Origin of the sequence: Xanthomonas citri pv. citri (genome assembly GCF_000961215.1) — a bacterium.
Classification (GTDB): domain Bacteria; phylum Pseudomonadota; class Gammaproteobacteria; order Xanthomonadales; family Xanthomonadaceae; genus Xanthomonas; species Xanthomonas cissicola.
The window spans coordinates 3,007,678-3,023,020 of the sequence record NZ_CP008998.1 but is presented as its reverse complement, the minus strand read 5'-3'; the positions used below and the strand labels follow the sequence as shown (position 1 = coordinate 3,023,020).

The 15,343-nt window shown below is 66.4% G+C and carries 14 protein-coding genes, 1 tRNA gene and 1 other RNA gene; 10 read left to right on the top strand and 6 right to left on the bottom strand.

Annotated features, from left to right (window positions below; genetic code table 11):
* Window position 1 precedes the first annotated feature (1 nt).
* From AMD14_RS13550 to AMD14_RS13510, 9 genes are all read left to right on the top strand, one after another.
* Window positions 2-796, top strand: coding sequence for a WecB/TagA/CpsF family glycosyltransferase (locus AMD14_RS13550; RefSeq protein ID WP_040107641.1), 795 nt, complete (start codon window positions 2-4; stop codon window positions 794-796).
* A gap of 34 nt (window positions 797-830) precedes the next feature.
* Window positions 831-1,292, top strand: coding sequence for a cupin domain-containing protein (locus tag AMD14_RS13545; protein ID WP_011051681.1), 462 nt, complete (start codon window positions 831-833; stop codon window positions 1,290-1,292).
* A 91-nt stretch (window positions 1,293-1,383) separates the two neighbouring features.
* A complete protein-coding gene (locus AMD14_RS13540; protein WP_011051680.1) occupies window positions 1,384-2,412 on the top strand; it encodes a TraB/GumN family protein in 1,029 nt (342 codons plus the stop codon).
* A 200-nt stretch (window positions 2,413-2,612) separates the two neighbouring features.
* The gene (locus AMD14_RS13535; protein ID WP_005920316.1) at window positions 2,613-3,611 is read left to right on the top strand and encodes a 3-oxoacyl-[acyl-carrier-protein] synthase III C-terminal domain-containing protein; all 999 of its coding nucleotides are present in this window, start codon (window positions 2,613-2,615) and stop codon (window positions 3,609-3,611) included.
* Window positions 3,611-4,459 (top strand): MBL fold metallo-hydrolase, encoded by an 849-nt coding sequence (locus tag AMD14_RS13530; protein WP_011051679.1) that lies wholly within the window; start codon window positions 3,611-3,613, stop codon window positions 4,457-4,459. Before AMD14_RS13535 ends, AMD14_RS13530 begins: the two co-directional genes overlap by 1 nt.
* Window positions 4,456-5,415, top strand: coding sequence for an NAD-dependent epimerase/dehydratase family protein (locus tag AMD14_RS13525; protein WP_003484858.1), 960 nt, complete (start codon window positions 4,456-4,458; stop codon window positions 5,413-5,415). The genes AMD14_RS13530 and AMD14_RS13525 overlap by 4 nt, the downstream gene beginning before the upstream one ends.
* Entirely contained in the window at window positions 5,406-6,560 is a 1,155-nt protein-coding gene (locus tag AMD14_RS13520; protein ID WP_011051678.1) for a glycosyltransferase family 2 protein, read from the top strand. Before AMD14_RS13525 ends, AMD14_RS13520 begins: the two co-directional genes overlap by 10 nt.
* On the top strand, window positions 6,550-7,149 hold the full coding sequence (locus AMD14_RS13515; protein WP_005920322.1) for a hypothetical protein: 600 nt from the start codon (window positions 6,550-6,552) through the stop codon (window positions 7,147-7,149). The genes AMD14_RS13520 and AMD14_RS13515 overlap by 11 nt, the downstream gene beginning before the upstream one ends.
* Window positions 7,139-8,395, top strand: coding sequence for a glycosyltransferase (locus AMD14_RS13510; protein ID WP_003484861.1), 1,257 nt, complete (start codon window positions 7,139-7,141; stop codon window positions 8,393-8,395). Before AMD14_RS13515 ends, AMD14_RS13510 begins: the two co-directional genes overlap by 11 nt.
* Before the next feature lie 35 nt (window positions 8,396-8,430).
* Here AMD14_RS13510 and dxs read toward each other — a convergent pair whose 3' ends face one another.
* The 6 genes from dxs to AMD14_RS13485 all read right to left on the bottom strand — a co-directional run bounded on the left by dxs (window position 8,431) and on the right by AMD14_RS13485 (window position 14,894).
* Window positions 8,431-10,347, bottom strand: a complete 1,917-nt coding sequence (dxs, locus tag AMD14_RS13505; RefSeq protein ID WP_011051677.1) for a 1-deoxy-D-xylulose-5-phosphate synthase — start codon at window positions 10,345-10,347, stop codon at window positions 8,431-8,433.
* Window positions 10,348-10,780: 433 nt separating this feature from the next.
* Window positions 10,781-11,437, bottom strand: a complete 657-nt coding sequence (locus AMD14_RS13500; protein ID WP_003484866.1) for an HNH endonuclease — start codon at window positions 11,435-11,437, stop codon at window positions 10,781-10,783.
* A 356-nt stretch (window positions 11,438-11,793) separates the two neighbouring features.
* Window positions 11,794-13,587, bottom strand: a complete 1,794-nt coding sequence (locus tag AMD14_RS13495; RefSeq protein WP_005914047.1) for an acyl-CoA dehydrogenase C-terminal domain-containing protein — start codon at window positions 13,585-13,587, stop codon at window positions 11,794-11,796.
* A gap of 44 nt (window positions 13,588-13,631) precedes the next feature.
* Window positions 13,632-13,708, bottom strand: a non-coding RNA gene (locus AMD14_RS23515) — sX9 sRNA.
* Window positions 13,709-13,768: 60 nt separating this feature from the next.
* The gene (locus tag AMD14_RS13490; protein WP_011051676.1) at window positions 13,769-14,245 is read right to left on the bottom strand and encodes an LEA/WHy family protein; all 477 of its coding nucleotides are present in this window, start codon (window positions 14,243-14,245) and stop codon (window positions 13,769-13,771) included.
* Between the two features lie 112 nt (window positions 14,246-14,357).
* Complete coding sequence (locus AMD14_RS13485) at window positions 14,358-14,894, bottom strand: lipocalin family protein (protein ID WP_003484872.1); 537 nt, start codon at window positions 14,892-14,894, stop codon at window positions 14,358-14,360.
* Window positions 14,895-15,076: 182 nt separating this feature from the next.
* Here AMD14_RS13485 and AMD14_RS13480 point away from each other — a divergent pair.
* Window positions 15,077-15,152 (top strand) — tRNA-Phe (locus AMD14_RS13480).
* Window positions 15,153-15,343: the final 191 nt, after the last annotated feature.

The following is a 15,343-nucleotide window of genomic DNA, read 5'->3' as shown; positions in this document are numbered from 1 at the left end:
GATGATGCAGGGCCAGCGCGTGGATGTGGAAACAACGGGGATTGCCAGCGGGGTCACGCCGCCGGGTGTGGTGATTCCGTTGGGCGGCTTTCCGGTGTTGTCCACTACGCAGGAAGCCCTCGCGCTGGATCTATTTCATGCACTGGCCGCCCGCCAGCCGCGGCGGGTGTTCTTTGCCAATACCAATTTCATCGTGCAGTGCCAGGCGCTGCGGGTGCGCATGCGTGAGCCCAGCGTGCGTATCGTCAACGACGGGATCGGCCTGGATCTGGCTGCGCGGCTGATCCACGGCCGCCGCTTTGCCGGCAACCTCAATGGCACCGACCTGATTCCGTATCTGTGCAGCGAGAGTGCGCAACCGCTGAAGTTCTTTCTGCTGGGCGGCCGTCCGGGCGTGGGCAAGACCGCTGCGGCCACGCTGACCGGGACCTTGGGGCAGCAGGTGGTCGGCATGTGCGATGGTTATGGCGAATTTGCGGCGGCGGGCGAGGGCCTGGCCGAGCGCATCAATCGCTCCGGTGCCGATGTGCTGCTGGTGGCGTTCGGCAACCCGCTGCAGGAGCGCTGGATCCTGGACCACAGCCATGCGCTGAGCGTGCCGCTGGTGTTCGGGGTGGGCGCGTTGCTCGATTTCTTGTCCGGTACCGCCAAGCGTGCGCCCGAGTGGGTGCGACGCCTGCATATGGAATGGATGTATCGGCTGCTCAACGAGCCACGCCGTTTGCTCAAGCGCTATAGCTGGGATCTGCTGGTGTTCTTCCGCACCTGCCTGCGCGCAGGAAAGCAGCTGCCCTGATGCAGGGGGGATGCGTCTGGCCTAGCATGCACGCATGCATCCGACCGCCGCCGCCCTGATCCGCTCGCTGGACCTCGCCCCGCATCCGGAAGGCGGGCACTATCGCCGCGTCTACGCCTCTGCACGTCAGGTGACCGGCAACGGCCATACCCGTCCGGCAATGACCGCCATCCGCTTCTTGCTGAGTGCAGGCGAATGCAGTGCATGGCACCGCGTGGATGCGGAAGAAACCTGGCATTGGCAGCTGGGCGATGCGTTGGAACTGCTGATCTATGACACCTGCACCGAGCAAGTGCAGCATGTGATCGTGGATGCCGCCGAACGCGGCGAGCCGATGCATGTGGTGCCGGCAGGCTGCTGGCAAGCGGCACGCTCGCTCGGCGATTTCACCCTGGTGGGCTGCACGGTATCGCCGGGATTTGTCTGGGAAGGATTTGCGCTGCTCGACAAGGCCTCGCCGTTGGCCGCACACCTGGCGACGCTGCTGCCACGCTAATCATCGACGGCGCTTGCGGTTCCGAACGCTTCCCTAACGCGGCTGCTGCCGGCTTGGCGTACTGTCCGCCTCAAACAGGGGGCGACACACCATGCAACGCAAGGTCGCAGGATGGGGAATGGGTTTGACGCTGGTGTCGCTGCTGGCGACCGCCAGTGAAGCCGCGCCGCCCAAGGTGGCGGTGCCGGCACCGGCACCGGCACCGGCAGTGGTGGATCTGGAGGCCATGGTCGTGCGCGGCGTGCAGCCCGGGCCGGGCTTGTGGAAGGTCAGCAAGGGCGATCATGTGTTGTGGATCCTGGGCACCCTGTCGCCATTGCCAAAGCGACTGCAGTGGCAGGCGACCGAAGTGGAGACCATCATCGGCCAGTCCCAGCAGGTGCTGGAAGCGCCAACCGTGCAGGTGGATGCGGACATGGGATTTTTCGGCAAGCTGACCTTGCTGCCGTCGGCCATGAAGGCGATGAAGAATGAAGACGGGCGCGAGCTGCGCGACATCTTGCCGGCCGACCTGTATGCGCGCTGGAGCGTGTCCAAGGCGCGCTATCTCGGCAGCGACCGCGGCGTGGAGCGCAAGCGTCCGATGCTGGCCGCCGGCGAGTTGTATCAGGCGGCAATCAAGCGCTCCGGCCTGGCCCGTGCGCCGGTGGTTTGGCCCGTGGTGGAACGCGCGGCCAAGCGCGCGGGGATCAAGCCGACCCCGACCGCGCTGGACTACAAAATCAAGGATCCACGTCAGGCGCTCAAGGAATTCCGTGCGGGCGGAATGGACGATACCGCGTGTTTCCGCAGCATTCTGGTCACGGTGGAACGCGATCTGCCGACGATGGTGGAGCGCGCCAATGCCTGGTCGGTGGGCGATATCGAGGCCTTGCGTCAGCTGCCACGCGAAGACCCGCAGGCCGCCTGCATGGGCGCAATGGCCAGCTCTGGTGCCGCAAAAAAACGCGGCATCGGCGACCTGGAGCGGCGCATGCGCGAGCATTGGCTGGGCATCGCCACCGCCGCGTTGCAACGCAATCGCAGCACGTTCGCGGTGCTGCCGATCAGCCGGCTGACCGCGCCCGACGGCTATCTGGCACGCCTGCAGGCGTTGGGCTATGCCGTGGAAGCGCCTTGAGCCGATGCCGCCGCGTGCGCCTGGCGCGTCATGCTGCGCGCGAGCACCGGAGCTGGCATCGATCCAGTGGATGCGGCAGGCGGCTATTGCGCGGCGTGCGTCGCGGTGCTTGCGCTTAGATGTGTATCGGCATGCATGGCGGTGGGCCTGCCGATGCGGCCACGGTATGCTGCGCGCCTTCACGTTTTGAGAGCTGCGCGTTGAACGCATTGCCGCTGCGCATCCTGGGCACCGGGCGCCATGTTCCGGCGACGGAAGTGACATCGCACCAGTTGGACGAGCGCTGGCAGTTGCCGGCCGGAACAACGTTCGCGCGTCTGGGTGTGCAGACGCGCCATTACGTGGGCGAGGGCGAAACCGCATCGTCGATGGGGGCAGCCGCTGCGCAACAGGCCGTGGCCAGCGCCGGGCTCGATGCCAGTCGGATCGATTGCCTGATCTCCGCCTGCAGCGTCATGGAGCAGCCGATTCCCTGCCAGGCGGTGTTGATCCAACGCGCGCTCGGCCTCGGCGATTCGGGCATCCCCGCATTCGACGTCAATGCCACCTGCCTGAGTTTCCTGGTTGCCCTGGATATGGCGGCCAACGCACTGGCGCTAGGCCGGTACGAGTGCGTGCTGATCGTCTCCAGCGAAGTCGCATCGGCCGGGCTGGACGCAGCGACGCCGGCCACGGCCGGCTTGTTCGGCGATGGCGCAGCCGCGGTGGTCGTTGGCCGCAGCGACGCAGGGCAGGGCTCGGCGCTGCTCTCCAGCCGGCTGTCCAGTTATGGCAATGGCGCGGAGCTGTGCCGCATTCGCGGCGGCGGCACGCGTTATCCGCACGGCGAAGACAGCGCGCCCGATGCTTCGCGCGTGTTCTGCATGGACGGACGCGGCGCCTACCGTTTCGCCGCGCGGCATCTGCCAGCGTTCTGGGAACAGCTGCTGCACGAGGCCGGCATCGCCGCCGCAGCGTTGCGCTGCCTGGTACCGCACCAGGCCTCCGGTGGCGGCCTGGATCATGTGGTGCAGACCTTGGGACTGCGCCCCGATCAGGTGGTGCGCATCCTGCAGACCACCGGTAATCAGGTTGCCGCGTCGTTGCCGCATGCGTTGCATCAGGCACGCGTCGACCTGGGCCTGCAGCGCGGCGATCTGGTCGCGCTGCTTGGCACCGGGGCAGGGCTTGCCATCGGCGGCATGGTGTTGCGCTACTGATGCCGGTACGCGTGTCGCTCGAGCTGCTGCGCGTAGGCCACTGTCGCCATTGCGAACGCATGGTGCGCGCCGATGGTCACTGGCACGCGGTGGAATTCCCCGCATTGAGCGTGCTGATCCGGCATCCGCAGCGTGGCGCGCTGTTGTACGACACCGGCTACGCGGCGCATTTTTTTCGTGCCACCGATGCCTGGCCGGAGCGCTTGTATCGCTTGACCACGCCAGTGCGCCTGCCCGCTCACGAAACCCTGGGCGCCCAGCTGAGCAAACGCGGCGTAGCGCTGGATGACATCGCCTGGTGTCTGATTTCGCATTTCCACGCCGACCATGTCGGCGGTCTGCGCGATCTGCCGAATGCGCGCTTCATGTGTTCGCGTGCGGACCACCAGCAGCTGCGCAGCTGCTCGCGCGTGGGCGGGTTGCGCCGCGCCTTGCTGCCGCAGTTGCTGCCCGACGACTTCGACCAGCGGCTGCAGTTTGCCGACCAGGCTCCGCAGCGCGCGTTGACTGGAGCCTGGCAGGGGTTAGGCCCGGCTTACGATCTGTTCGAGGACGGCAGCGTGCTCGCGGTATCGCTACCCGGACACGTGCCCGGCCAGATGGGACTACGCGTTCGCGACCAGCACGACCGCGAGGTGTTGCTGTGTGCGGACGCTGTGTGGTCCTCGGCCACCTGGGCCACGCTGCAATGGCCGGCCTGGCCCACGCGCCTGCTGATGCACGACTGGCACGCATTCCAGCGCACCGTGCATCGCTTGCACGCCTTGTCGCACGCCCATCCGGAGCTGGCGATCCTGCCCTCGCATTGCCAGCCGAGTCTTGACCGTTATCAACCGGAGTGGCGATGAGCCTGCGCATTCTCGTGACCGGCGCGTCCGGTTTTGTCGGTGGTGCGTTCCTGCGGCGCTTTCAGGGGCAGCCGGCTGTCGAGATTCGCGGCATCGGTCGTCGCGCCAGCGATCTGCCCAACTACCATCGCCTCGATCTGAGCCGGGCGTTTTCGCTGGACTGGCAACCGGATGTGGTGATTCATGCAGCTGCGTTGGCCTCGCCGTGGGGCACGCGTGCGCAGTTTCAGCTGCACAACGTCCAGGCCACCGCCAATGTCATCGACTTCTGCAAACGCAACGGCTGCCCGCGCCTGCTGTATGTCTCCTCCAGTTCGGTGTTCTATCGCGAAGCGCATCAATACGACCTGGACGAAGACAGCCCGATCGGCCCGGCGTTCGTCAATACTTACGCAGAAACCAAATATCTTGGCGAAACCCTGCTCGATGACTACCCGGGGCAGAAGTGCGTCTTGCGCCCGCGTGCGGTGTTCGGGCCCGGCGACACGGTGCTGTTTCCGCGCGTGATCGCCGCGGCGCGCAAGGGCGCGTTGCCACGTTTCGTCGGCCAGACCCAGCCGGTGATCGGCGACCTGATCTATATCGATACGCTGTGCGATTACCTGTACCGCGCGGCCACCGCGCCGCAGTTGCAGGCTGCTTACAATCTCACCAACGCACAACCGGTGGACCTGCAGCACGTGTTGTTGGAGGTGCTGGCGCGCCTGCAGCTGCCATTGCCACGGCGCGAGGTACGCATCGGCACCGCACTGCGCATGGCCAGCGCGGTGGAGGCGGTGTATCGCGGGCTGCGGCTGCGGGGCGAGCCGCCAATCACGCGCTTCGGCGTTGGCGTGTTCGCGTATTCCAAGACCTTCGATCCGCGCCGCACGCTTGCCGATCTTGGCCCGCCCAGTGTTGGCCTGGACGAGGGTGTGGACGCCTTCGTGCGCTGGCAGGCAGCGCAGTGGAGCTGATCGTCCCAATCCTGGCAGCGGCGTATCTGGCCGTGCTGCTGGTCAAGACGGCGGCCGCGCTGTGGGTCGTGCGCGGCGAACGGCTGAGGCCAGCGCGCAGTGCCGTTGCGACACCGGCCGACGTGGCGATCCTGCAGCCTATTCTTGGTGGCGATGCGCATTTGCAAGAGGTGCTTGCCGCCAACGTGCAGGCATTGCCGCAGGCGCAGTTCATCTGGTTGCTGGATACCGACGATGGCCCGGGAAACGCCGCTGCCGATGCAGTCGTTGCGCAATATCCGCAGCTGCGTATCGCGCGCATGCTGGTGCCCCCGGCGCCACCTGGCATCAACCCCAAGGCCTGGAAACTCGATTACGCGCTGCCGCACATCGATGCGCCTGTCAGCCTGATTCTCGACGACGATGCGCACCTTGGCGACCGTGCGCTGTCGCAACTGTTGCTGGACCTCGCGCATGCCGATGTGGTCACCGCACTGCCGTATTACCGCGACAGCGCCACGCTGGCCGGGCGCTTGTTGGCGCAGTTCGTCAACAACAATGCCGCGCTCACGTACTTGGGCTGGCTGCCATTCGCAGCGCCGCTGACCATCAACGGCATGTGCTATGCCGCGCGTACCGAACAACTGCGCCGCTGGGGTGGCTTTACTGCATTGCTGGAGCAACTGACCGACGATCTGGCCTTCGCCACCCTGGTGCGCGACCGCGGCGGGCGGCTCTGGCAATCCACTGCGCCGGTGGCGATGCGTACCGACATGCCCGACCTGCGTGGATATGTACGCCAGATGCATCGCTGGATGCTGTTCGCATCGATCCTGCTAGGCCGTCAACGCCTGCGTGTACGCAGTGCCATCGGCGTGTTGCAGGGGCTGCCGCCGGTGCTGCTGCTGGCCATGCTGGTCTGCGCTTGCGTGCAGCACACCTGGCCGGCTGCACTCTGCGTGCTGATCGTTTTGCTGGCACGCGCGCTGCTGCTGTGCGGTGTGCAATGGCGCGTCACCGGCGCCGTTCGCCATCGCCTGCTGCTGTCGCTATGCGCCGAATGTCTGCAGCCGCTGCATCTGCTGCACGCAGCGCTGGTGCGCACGATCCGCTGGCGCACGCGGCGTTACCGTGTGTTACCCGACGGGTGCTTTCGTGCGGAGTGAGTCGAGCCCGCTGCAGATCGCCTTTCTCACCGGGCAAAGCGATCCGGCAAGCTGCGCCTTGAGTACGGAACAGGGCGCATTTCTGCGACAGCTGCAGGGCACAGGCCGGCAGTTGGTGGATTGCAATTATCCGTACCGCCGCAATAGCGCGCCGCACCGGCGCACGCCGTTGTGGCGCGCCAGCCTGTCCAATGCGCGGCAGTATCTTGCGGCCCGACATGCCCGCCTTGCCGAGGCCGACCGCAAGCGTGTGCATGCACTGCTGGATCAGAGGCCGATGACGCTGCTTCTTGCCGGCAGCTGCGGGCTGCAGCTACTGACCGCATTGCAGTTGCCGGATGCGCTGCGCGCGCGTCTGGCGGTTTTTGCGTACGGCCCGGTGTGTGATGCGCCCGCCGTGTTCGGCCAGCTGCGCGTGGTACAGGGCCGCAGCGACTGGATCTCTCGCGCACTGTTCGATGGGCGGGTCGATGCAAGGCCTGCGTGCGGACACATGGCGTACCTGCATAACGCCGAGGTGCTTGCCGAGTGCCAGCGCTTTGTCGCGCAGATCGAACGGACGCGACAGGGCGTAGCGCATGCGCATTGATCTGATCGCACCGCCATACAGCGGCCATCTGCATCCCATCCTGGCGATCGCGCAACAACTCACTGCGCAGCACGCGGTATGCGTCATCAGCACGCCTGCCGCGCAGGCGCGCATCGAGGCATGTGGGCTCACCGCTGCCAGCGTGCTGGATGCGCATGCCGATCGCGTGCTGCTTTCCATCGCCAACCCGCCGCATGCAGTGGGCCACAACCCCGTGCGCCTGCGTCGGCAGCTGCACAGCGCACTCGGGCTCATGGCGCAGCTTGGCGAAGCGCTACAGCAGCGCTGGCGCGAGCGGCGGCCGGATCTGGTGATCGTCGACTTCACCCTGCCCAGCGCAGGACTGGCCGCACAGACGATGGGCATTGCCTGGTGGACCAGCATGCCGTCGCCGTGCGTGATCGAAACCACGGATGGGCCGCCCGCCTACTTTGGTGGGTTGCTGCCTGCGACCACGCCCTTGCAGCGTGTCTGGCATGCAGCGGTGCGCGGGCTCACGCGTGGTTTCAAACGGACCCTGCACCGTTGCTATCGGCGCCAGATGCGCGCTTGCGGGTTGCCGGCGATCTATCGCAGCGATCGCAGCGAGGCGGTGTATTCGCCGCAGTGCATCCTGGCTCTGGGAGTCCCGTCGTTCGAGCTGGCGCAGCGTTGGCCGACGGCAGTGCGCTTTGTCGGGCCGCAGTTGTGCACGCCGCCGTCGTCGGTGACGGCGCCCACCTTCATCGACGGTCGCCGGCATGTGCTGGTGACGCTGGGCACGCATCTGCAATGGGTCAAGCAGCGCATGGATGGCGTGTTGCGTGCGCTGGCGCCGCAGTTCCCGGAGGTGGTCTTCCATTTCAGCGACGGCGACACCGGCGCTCCGCTGCAGCCGGGGCAGGGCAACTATCAGCGGCTGCCGTACGTGGATTACGCGAAGCACCTGCACCGCTACGCATTGGTGATCCACCACGGCGGTGCCGGCATTCTCTACGCCTGCCTTGCCGTGGGATTGCCGGCGATCGTCTACCCGCTGGATTACGACCAGTTCGACCACGCCGCGCGCCTGCAGGTGGCAGGTGCTGGCTGGTGGGTGCGCGATCTGGATGGGTTGCCGGCATTGCTGCGTGAGGCGCTCGGTGCTGACGAGGTACCACACGGCGTGCGTCGCCTGCAGGCGGAGCTGCAACTGATCCAATCGCAGGCGCGCATCGTGCACCTGGTGGAAGGTTTTGCGCGTACTGGCGCGGCGCCGCCGATGTAAGGCGGCACGCGCCACGAGGAGCCTGGCAGGCGCGATCAGCCTGTCGCAGCGTTCAACGCAGGCGGCAGGCTGATCATCAGCTGCGGCCAGCGCTTAAGCAAGGCGGCGCGAATGCCGGCTTGGTCGATGCCGGCTTCCGCAAGCAGGTCTTCGCGGCTGGCGTGATGCTGGAAGCTGTCCGGCAGGCCCAGATGCAGCAGCGGCATGGTGATGGCTTCGGCGTTGAGCAGTTCCGACACGCCAGAACCTGCGCCGCCGGCAACCACGTTGTCTTCGATCGTGACGAAGCCATCGTGGGTTTTTGCGAGCTCCAGCAGCAGCGCCTTGTCGAGCGGCTTGACGAAGCGCATGTTCACCACCGTCAGCCCCAGTTCGCGCCCGACCGCCTCGGCCGCATCCACCGTCGCGCCGAAGCCGAGCAGGGCGATGCGGGTGCCGCTGTGGCGCAGCTGCGCCTTGCCGATCGGCAGCGTGGCAAGCGAGGCGTCCAGTGCTGCGCCGGGACCGGTGCCACGCGGGTAGCGCACCGCTGCCGGACCCTGGTATTGCACGCCGGTGCTCAGCATCTGACGGCATTCGGCCTCATCGGCAGGCGCCATCACCACCATGTGCGGCACGCAGCGCAAAAAGCTCAGATCCAGATTGCCGGCATGGGTGGCGCCATCCGGGCCGACCACGCCGCCGCGATCGATCGCGAACAGCACATCCAGTTGCTGCACCGCCACGTCGTGCACCAGTTGGTCGTAGCCGCGCTGCAGGAACGTGGAATAGATCGCGACCACCGGCTTGGCGCCCTGGGTCGCCATGCCGGCGGCCAGCGTGACCGCGTGCTGCTCGGCAATGGCTACGTCGAAATAGCGCTGCGGATATTGCTTGCTGAAACGCACCAGGCCCGAGCCCTCGCGCATCGCCGGCGTGATCACCAGCAGCTTGGGTTCGGCGGCGGCCATGTCGCACACCCAGTCACTGAAGACGTCGGTGTAGGTCGGCTTCTTGGCGCCGGTCTTGGCGACCAGGCCCTTGCTTGGATCGAACGGGCCAACGGCGTGGTAGCCGATCTGATCGCCTTCGGCCAGTTCGTAGCCCTTGCCCTTGGTGGTGATGACGTGCAGCAGCTGCGGGCCCTTGAGCGTCTGCAGAGTCTTCAGTGCGCCGACCAGGCTGGGCAGGTCGTGGCCATCGATCGGGCCGGTGTAATGGAAGCCCATTTCCTCGAACAGCGTGGATGGCACGAACATGCCTTTCCAGTGTTCTTCCCAACGCCGCACGAAACGCGCGGTGGGGTTGTTCTTCTTGTCGCCGAGGATCTTCTTGCCGCCTTCGCGGATCGCATTGAGCGTGCGACTGCCGCTGGCGCGCCCCAGCATCTTGGTCAGCCCGCCCACTGCTTCGGAGATCGACATGCGGTTGTCGTTGAGGATCACCAGCAGATTCGGTTCCGGGTCCATGCCGCCGGCGTGGTTGAGCGCTTCGTAGACCATGCCGGCGGTCATCGCGCCGTCGCCGATCACCGCCACCACCTTGCGGTCGTCGCCGTTGCGCTGCGCGGCGATGGCCATGCCGAGCGCGGCCGAAATCGAGGTCGACGAATGGCCAACGCCAAAGGTGTCGTAGATGCTTTCCTCGCGCTTGGGAAACGGCGCCACGCCGTCCTTTTGCTTGACCGTGTGGATCTGGTCGCGGCGGCCGGTGAGGATCTTGTGCGGGTAGGTCTGATGCCCGACGTCCCACACCAGCTGATCGACCGGCGTCTGATACAGGTAGTGCAGGGCGACGGTGAGCTCGATCACGCCCAGGCCGGCCGCGAAGTGCCCGCCGCTCTTGCCCACCGATTCGATCAGATAGGAGCGCAGTTCTTCGGCGATCGCGGTCAGCTCGGCTTCGTCGAAGCGGCGCAGATCGTCGGGAGTCTGGATGCGGGACAGGCGCGGATAGCGGGTGGTGTCGATCATCATCGTGTCAATCTTCTGAAGCCGTATTGTCCTCCCCATGCGAAGGCCCGGCAAGCAAACCGGTTCAGCTGTCAGCGGGAAGTGATGGACGCGCGCACCGTGACGCCTGGCGCGCGCGACGCTCGCCCGACACCTGCGGCAATCTGCCGCACCTGGCGATGTGCTGGCTGCGCCGTGTCTCCGCGAGCACTTGGCTCCGCGCCTCTGCGTAGGGGGCCGACACTGCGCCGTATCAGGCGTCTCATGCGTTGGATCGCGGTGGCCGGGTTCGATGTCACCTCGGACACCCGGTGCGTCAGTGAAGCCGCCAACGCTGCTGCCCGAGTGGGCAACGGCACGCGCGTCCAGGCTCAACCACCTGCGGCTGTCTTGGCACTCTTGGAAGCTTGCGTGCCACTGACCAGCCAGCAGCCGCAACAAATGGACAGTCGGCTTACAACGACAGCTTGGAGCGCTTGGGCAGCTGCGCGCGCAAAAAGGCCATCTGATCGGACAGGATGTTGCGGTTGGACAGGATCAGGTGCTCGATCCAGCTCGGCCGGTAGGGCACCGCCAGCAGCGGCATATGCGCCTGTTGCGGCGTGCGGTTGGCCTTGCGCGAATTGCACTGGAAACAGGCGGTCACCACGTTCTCCCAACTGTCGCGACCGCCTTTGGACACCGGCATGACGTGGTCGCGGGTCAGGTGCGGGCGGCTGAAATGCTGGCCGCAGTACATGCACAGCTGCGAATCGCGCGCGAACAGCGCGGTGTTGCTGAGGGTCGGGGTCGGGTCCAGCGCGCGCGAACGGGCATGCCCGCGCGCGGCGATGATGGGGTGCAGTTCCAGCGTGCTGCGCTCGCCGGTCAGCCGCGAGATGCCGCCGTGGATCTGCATGCAAGGCTCGCCCAGCGTCCACGACACCGCATCGCGGGCGTACAGGCAGGCCGCGTCTTGCCAGTTGATCCAATCCAGCACGCGGCCGTGCGCATCGAGCGACAGCAGGCGAAGCGTGGGAAGTTGGTGGATTGCAGCGACAGCGCCGCCCGCGTCCGGGGCATAGCTGCCTCCGGGGACGATCACATCACGAACGTGCGTGTCTGTCTCCATCGGGAAAACAGCTTATACCCGATCGTTGACAGTTTGTGTATCACAGCGAACGGCGTCGGCACGTGTCTCCAAAGTATGGCTCAGTAAGTACTGTTGGCCGCGATGCCGTGCCGCCGCGCTGCGGGATCACCCTTCGAACGCAGTGATGGCGTTGGTGAGCCGTCGGAGCGCACCCGGGCGCGATGCCTTGCCGAGCGACACCGCCCCGTCGCGACCAGGTCCGCTCCTACGACAGCGGTGTAATCTCGCGGCGTTACCCGTCGGAGCGCACCCGGGCGCGACGCCTTGCCGAGCGACACCGCCCCGTCGCGGCCAGGTCCGCTCCTACGGCAGCGGCAGCGCCGTGATGATGGCGCTCAGCCTTCGCCGAACAGTTCCGCTTCCAGCGTCATCAGCGGTGCGGCGCCACTGCGGATGGCGGCGGCATGGGTCAGGGTGCGTGGCAGGATGCGGGCGAAGTAGAACCGCGCCGTCTCCCGCTTGGCGCGCCTGAAGTCCTCGCCGTGCGCCGATGCGTCGGCAGCGGCCACGCTGCGCGCCCACCAGTACGCCAGCACCACGTAGCCCGAATAAAACAGATAGTCATGGCTGGCGGCGCCGAGTTCGTCCGGGTTGCGCGCGGCGCGATCGAGCACATCGCGGGTCAGCATCGCCCATTCGCTGCACTTGTCGCGCAACGGCTTGATGAACTCGGCCAGCGCGGCGTTGCCGTCCTGCGCGTTGGCGAAGGTTTCCACATCGGCCAGGAACAGCTTCAGCCCGGCAGCCTGGCTGGCGGCGGTCTTGCGGCCGATCAGGTCCAGCGCCTGGATGCCGGTGGTGCCTTCGTAGATGGTGGTGATGCGCGCGTCGCGGGCCAGTTGCTCCATGCCGTACTCGCGGATGTAGCCGTGGCCGCCGAAGCACTGCAGCGCGTGGTAGGTATTCTCGATCGACCATTCGGTCTGGCAGGCCTTGGAGATCGGGGTGAGGAAGCTCACCAGGGTCTCGGCGTCGGCGCGTTCGCGTTCGCTCTCGCCGCGATGGGCGACGTCGACCAGGCTGGCCGCATGCAACGCGAGCAGGCGGCTGCCTTCGGTCAGCGACTTGACGGTCAGCAACATGCGGCGCACGTCCGGGTGCACGATGATCGGGTCGGCCGGTTTGTCCGGGGATTTGGCGCCGCTGAGCGCCCGCGATTGCAACCGCTCGCGGCTGTAGCGCAGGGCGTTCTGGTAGGCGCGCTCGGACAACCCGATGCCTTGCAGGCCCACGCTCAGGCGTGCGGTATTCATCATCGTAAACATCGCCTGCAGGCCCTTGTGCGGCTGGCCGACCAGGTAGCCTTGTGCGCCCTCGAAGTTCATCACGCAGGTCACCGAGCCCTTGATGCCCATCTTGTGCTCGATGGAGCCGCAATGCAGCGCGTTGCGCTCACCCACGGTGCCGTCGCGGTCCACCTTGAACTTGGGAGTGACGAACAGCGAGATGCCCTTGGCGCCGGCCGGTGCGTCCGGCAGCTTGGCCAGCACCAGGTGCACGATGTTGTCGGTGAGGTCGTGCTCGCCGGCGGTGATGAAGATCTTGGTGCCGGTGATGGCATAGCTGCCATCGGCATTGGGTTCGGCACGGGTCTTGAGCAGGCCCAAATCGGTGCCGCAATGCGGTTCGGTCAGGCACATGGTGCCGGTCCAGCGGCCGTCGATCAGGGGTTTGAGGAAGACGTCCTGCTGCCAGGTCTCGCCGTGCTGGCGCAGCGCTTCCATTGCGCCATGCGACAGCAGCGGAAAGTTGCCCCAGGCCAGGTTGGCGGCATTGATCATTTCGCTCAGCGGCACGCCCAGCGTGTGCGGCATGCCCTGGCCGCCGAATTGCGGTTCGGCGGTGAGCCCGTTCCAGCCGCCTTCCACGAATTGATCGTAGGCGGCGCGGAAGCCGGGCGGAGTGGTCACCGCGTGCGTGCTCTTGTCGAACGCGCAACCGATCTCGTCGCCCACACTGTTGAGCGGCGCCAGCACCTGCGAGGTGAAGCGGCCGGCCTCTTCGAGCACGGCGTCGATGATGTCGGTGCTGGCCTCGGTATAGCCGAGCCGGGCGAACAGGGCTTGCGCGCCGAGCACATCGTGCAGGGCGAAGCGAAAATCGGTCAGCGGGGCGGTGTAGCTGCTCATGCGGGATCCTTGGAAGCGGGGACGGGAGGCGTGCGCCTTAGAGCGGCTAACAAAACGTAGCGAGCAGCTGTCAGGTGGGCGCGGACGGCGCGCTCAGAACCGGAATGTACGAGGGGTACATGCCGATTCCGAGCAGCGGCCGCGCCGCCTGGCGGCTGCGCAGTAGTTTTGTTAGCCACTCTTAGCGCAGCACGCCATTGAGGCCGGGGGCCGGGCTGAGCGTATTGCGCGATTCCACACTGAACTGGCGCTGCTTCTTGTCCTGCGGGGTCGCCCAGACGGTGCCCTTGAGCGTATACGGGAACGAGCGGCCGCCGGCCAGCACGTCGGCCACGGTGATACGACCCAGCGAGGTGGGTTGCACGGCGACGGTGACCACATCGGCGGTTTCCGGGCCGATCGACATGCCCACTGCCTGGTCGAGCTTGCCGGCCAATTGGTCGCTGGCAGAGATCTCCAGTGCCACGCGTTCGAACTGCATCGGGATGCTGCTGTAGTTCTGCAGGCGCAGGTCGAGCGACCAGGAGCCGTCGGCGCGCACGGTCAGTTGCTGGATGCTGGCGGCCGGCTCGGACACCCGGCGGACTGCGCCGCCACAGGCGCTCAGCAGCAGCCCGCAGGCCAGCGATACAAGAAGAAGGCGAGAGGCACGACGCATGGACTCGGGTCCTTGGCGGGAATGAGGCGGCGCCAAGAATACTACGCAGTACGGTCGCCGCTCCTGAGCGCGAAGCGGTGGCGCCGGATCTAGGCCGGGGCGCGGGCAGGCCTCACAACAACGGCGCGGCGACAATCAACGGCGACAGGTCGTAGCCCATCTCGGCCGCCTTCGCCTTGAGCCGTTCCAATTGCGCGCGCTGCATCTGCGGCGAGCGCGACAGGATCCACAGGTATTTGCGATCCGGCTCGCCGACCATCGCCCACTGGTAATCCGGGTCGAGCGCGATCACCCAATAGTCGGCCCACACCAGCGGCAACCAAGCGAGCCACTCGGGAGCGAAGCGCACCTGCAACTGCCCGGGCTGGCCATCGACCGGGCGCGCCACGCCGTCGGCCTGGGTCAGGCTGCCATCGGCGGTGCGGCAGCCATTGCGCACGCCGACCAGGCCATCGTCGCGCAAGGTGTAGCTGGCGGTGATGTCGCCGCGGCACTTTTTCTGGAACGACACCGGCAGGTGCGCAATCTCGTGCCACTGGCCCGCGTAGCGCGAGATGTCCAGCTGCGGCACCGCACGCACCGGCTGTTGCGCCAGCGCTGTCAGCGGCAGCAGGGCGACGAACGACAACAGCAGGCGGGGCAGGCGCATGACAATCTCCGGTGGACGCGCGCAGGCTAGGCCATGCACCCGGCCGCGCGGCGTGAACCGGCGCAAGAAACGCCGGCGCCGAGAGCGGCCGGCAACAAAGTTGCTCGCAACGCTTGCCCAAACTGCGCCTGCTCGCTATAGTGCGCGTCCTCGCAACGCAGGCATCGTGTTGCAGGTTAAGTGGCCGAGTAGCTCAGTTGGTAGAGCAGGGGATTGAAAATCCCCGTGTCGGCGGTTCGATTCCGTCCTCGGCCACCATATTCCAAGCCTTCGTTCGCAAGGCTTCCCGGTCATCGCCGGATCTGTCGCTCTCCCTGTCACTTTCTCGATTGCACACGCGGTGGGCAGTGATGCGTGTTGCGCGCGCGCGCGCTGATTCTGATCTGATCCAGCATGGACACAGACTTGCGCGTTGGTTCGGCTTCCGGTCGTGCGCGTAGGTGCTACGT